Origin of the sequence: Fulvivirga aurantia, from assembly GCF_009711475.1 — a bacterium.
Taxonomy (GTDB): domain Bacteria; phylum Bacteroidota; class Bacteroidia; order Cytophagales; family Cyclobacteriaceae; genus Fulvivirga; species Fulvivirga aurantia.
In genome coordinates this window covers 1-2422 of the sequence record NZ_SMMD01000555.1, presented here as the reverse complement: position 1 = coordinate 2422, position 2422 = coordinate 1, and the positions used below count along the sequence as shown (strand labels likewise).

5 protein-coding genes are annotated in these 2422 nt (G+C 37.7%); 3 read left to right on the top strand and 2 right to left on the bottom strand.

Going from position 1 to position 2422, the window contains the following annotated elements:
* Nucleotides 1-116: 116 nt before the first annotated feature.
* Together E1176_RS04555 and E1176_RS04550 are read right to left on the bottom strand one after the other, a co-directional pair.
* The gene (locus E1176_RS04555; RefSeq protein ID WP_155209388.1) at nt 117-461 is read right to left on the bottom strand and encodes a TM2 domain-containing protein; all 345 of its coding nucleotides are present in this window, start codon (nt 459-461) and stop codon (nt 117-119) included.
* A 12-nt stretch (nt 462-473) separates the two neighbouring features.
* Entirely contained in the window at nt 474-764 is a 291-nt protein-coding gene (locus E1176_RS04550; protein ID WP_155209387.1) for a DUF2752 domain-containing protein, read from the bottom strand.
* A 157-nt stretch (nt 765-921) separates the two neighbouring features.
* Between E1176_RS04550 and E1176_RS04545 the strand changes: the two genes are divergently transcribed.
* The 3 genes from E1176_RS04545 to E1176_RS04535 form a co-directional block, all read left to right on the top strand.
* Complete coding sequence (locus tag E1176_RS04545) at nt 922-1494, top strand: RNA polymerase sigma factor (protein ID WP_155209386.1); 573 nt, start codon at nt 922-924, stop codon at nt 1492-1494.
* Entirely contained in the window at nt 1491-1904 is a 414-nt protein-coding gene (locus E1176_RS04540; RefSeq protein ID WP_155209385.1) for a hypothetical protein, read from the top strand. The genes E1176_RS04545 and E1176_RS04540 overlap by 4 nt, the downstream gene beginning before the upstream one ends.
* A gap of 37 nt (nt 1905-1941) precedes the next feature.
* A partial coding sequence (locus tag E1176_RS04535; protein WP_155209384.1) for a hypothetical protein occupies nt 1942-2422 on the top strand: 481 nt, incomplete at its 3' end.

The following is a 2422-nucleotide window of genomic DNA, read 5'->3' as shown; positions in this document are numbered from 1 at the left end:
TTTAAAGCTCAGAATGTACGGATAATCAGAGAGTGAGCGACATCAGCTTTAAAAAATTAAAGCCCGAAGGTATCCGGGCTTTATAGATATGGTTGCTATTGGATGATAAAGAGGACTTACCTCACTCCTACCAATGCGTCATTGGCCACTTTTGAGTTGTACTCCTGAGCGAGGCTCTTATAGTTTACGATATCTATGATGGAACCAATAAAACACAGACCCAGCGTTAGTAGATAAAGGATACCCAAGCCAATTTGGTCTACATAAAACCTCTGAAGCCCTGGTATTACAAAAAGACCAACCAATGCAATGATTAAAACAGTCTGTGGATCACGTCTTCTCGCTCTGTAGATATGAGCAAACGTTTCGAGTTGCTTCTCTTCAAGCTCTTTGGTGATGTTGTGTATATAACTTAACTCTTCGCCTGTAACTTCCGGTAGGTAATTCAATATTCTGTTCATGATTTATTCTATTTATTTGAGTTTATAATTTTTATACAATAATGAGGCAGATCTATATAGCAAGAGCACTACAGCTACCGCGCCCAGTGGGTGTGTTTTAAAGGAAAGTAAAAACTCGCCTCTAAACAGGTATCCTATAGAGTGACCGAGGCCACAACCAGGGCAAAAATCAAGCGCTAGCAGACTCAAAGGACAAATACTGATATGTGATCTCGTAGGGTCTAGAATAGCCAGTACCAATAAAGCCACTAGCCAGATTAAGGCCTCCCTCGTTTTCCACAGATATGTAATTGACTTTGTCATGCTATCAAATCGTTGCTCACCTGTTTTGACTATGACTAGCTTCAGGCTGTTACAAAAAATCTTAAAATTTTTTTTGACAAGGTTTCAGAGAGGACAGAACCAAAATATATTAATTAATTTGTAACAGCTTAGTAACCACTCATGTCTAAATAAACATATGGCCGAAAAGGAGGATCACGTATATATTAATCAAGTACTAGATGGTGATATGTCAGCTTTTGCGTGGCTGGTAGACAAGCACAAGCAAAATGCCTATACGCTGGCTTTAAAAATAGTTAAGAATGAATACGATGCTGAAGAGGTGTCACAAGATGCATTTCTGAAGGCTTTCAAGGCATTGAGCAAGTTCAAGCAAGAGTCAAGTTTTTCTACCTGGTTGTATAGAATTGTTTATAATACGGCATTATCAAAAATAAAAAAGAAGCAATTAGACACCACCCCCATTGAAGATGGGCACCATAATATCACTATGGGTAAACTGACAGAAAGCATGACTGGGCTGATTGCAGAAGATAGAAAAAAGTACCTCAAATTGGCCATCAATAAACTTGGAGATGAGGAAGCTGTTTTAGTAAATTTATATTACACAGCAGAGAAGGACATGACAGAAATCGCCCAGGTAATGGACATGAGTCATGTAAATGTGAGGGTAAAGCTATCTCGCGTTCGTAAAAAGCTTTACACCATTTTAGAGCAACTTTTGAAAGGGGAAATTAGAAATATTGTATGATGAAGAAGGAAGAAGAAAAATTTGATGAGTTGTTGAAATCAATGATGCGGGAAGGTGAATTATCGAACCCTCCCAGCAATAATTTCACTCAGGAAACTATGCTCAACATAGCAGCATGGAAAAGTAAAAAACAGAGAATAGAAAAAAGACTTGCCTTACTACTCATGGCAGCTGGTGGTTTGGGTATAATCTTAGTTTCGCTATTAATAGCCTGGTCAAATGGTTGGCTAGCTTATGCTGGAGTTAAACTTACCGGCATACTTAGCCCGCTTTTAGCATTACTCCCATTTGATGTACCTCCTGTATTTTTAGTTCTTTTGGTGCTACACTTTGTGCTAATCAGAGCAATCTTTGCGGCTTTTCTTATCAATAAATCATATTTCAACATCGGTAAATTTAGATTAGGATAAACTTACAAAACCTCTCTGCCGTATAGATTTAGCATCTATGCGGCATTTAATTATCATTATTATATGTTGTAGCTACCAACAGCTTTACGCTCAGGTACCTGCTGTAAATCCGTTTTTGATACCCGATTCATTATCTGAAGCGTCTCACATAAGGTTACCAAGGCTTCAAGGTTTTAGTAAATATTACTGGAACCAGAATTGGCATATAGGAAACATATACTTCGACAATGGCCAGTGTTTAAAGGGTTATTACATCCGTTACGACATACTAAAAAATCAGCTAGAAATTATTGTAGACAATCAATATAAGTATCTCATACACAATAATATAGAACGGTTTGAGTGGTATAACCCTCAAAGACTTTTAGCGTGCAAATTTGTAAATACATCTTATTACGATTTCAAAAAGGAACCACTCACGGGTTTCTTAGAAGTAATAGCCGATGGACACATGCAGTTACTCAAAAGGCGCTTTGTGTATGCTTTGAAAAAAGGCACTTCACCTACCCTGGTAAATG

Coding starts and splice junctions, on each gene's coding strand:
- E1176_RS04555 (WP_155209388.1), bottom strand. CDS start 461: ATGAACAGAATATTGAATTACCTACCGGAAGTTACAGGCGAAGAGTTA.
- E1176_RS04550 (WP_155209387.1), bottom strand. CDS start 764: ATGACAAAGTCAATTACATATCTGTGGAAAACGAGGGAGGCCTTAATC.
- E1176_RS04545 (WP_155209386.1), top strand. CDS start 922: ATGGCCGAAAAGGAGGATCACGTATATATTAATCAAGTACTAGATGGT.
- E1176_RS04540 (WP_155209385.1), top strand. CDS start 1,491: ATGATGAAGAAGGAAGAAGAAAAATTTGATGAGTTGTTGAAATCAATG.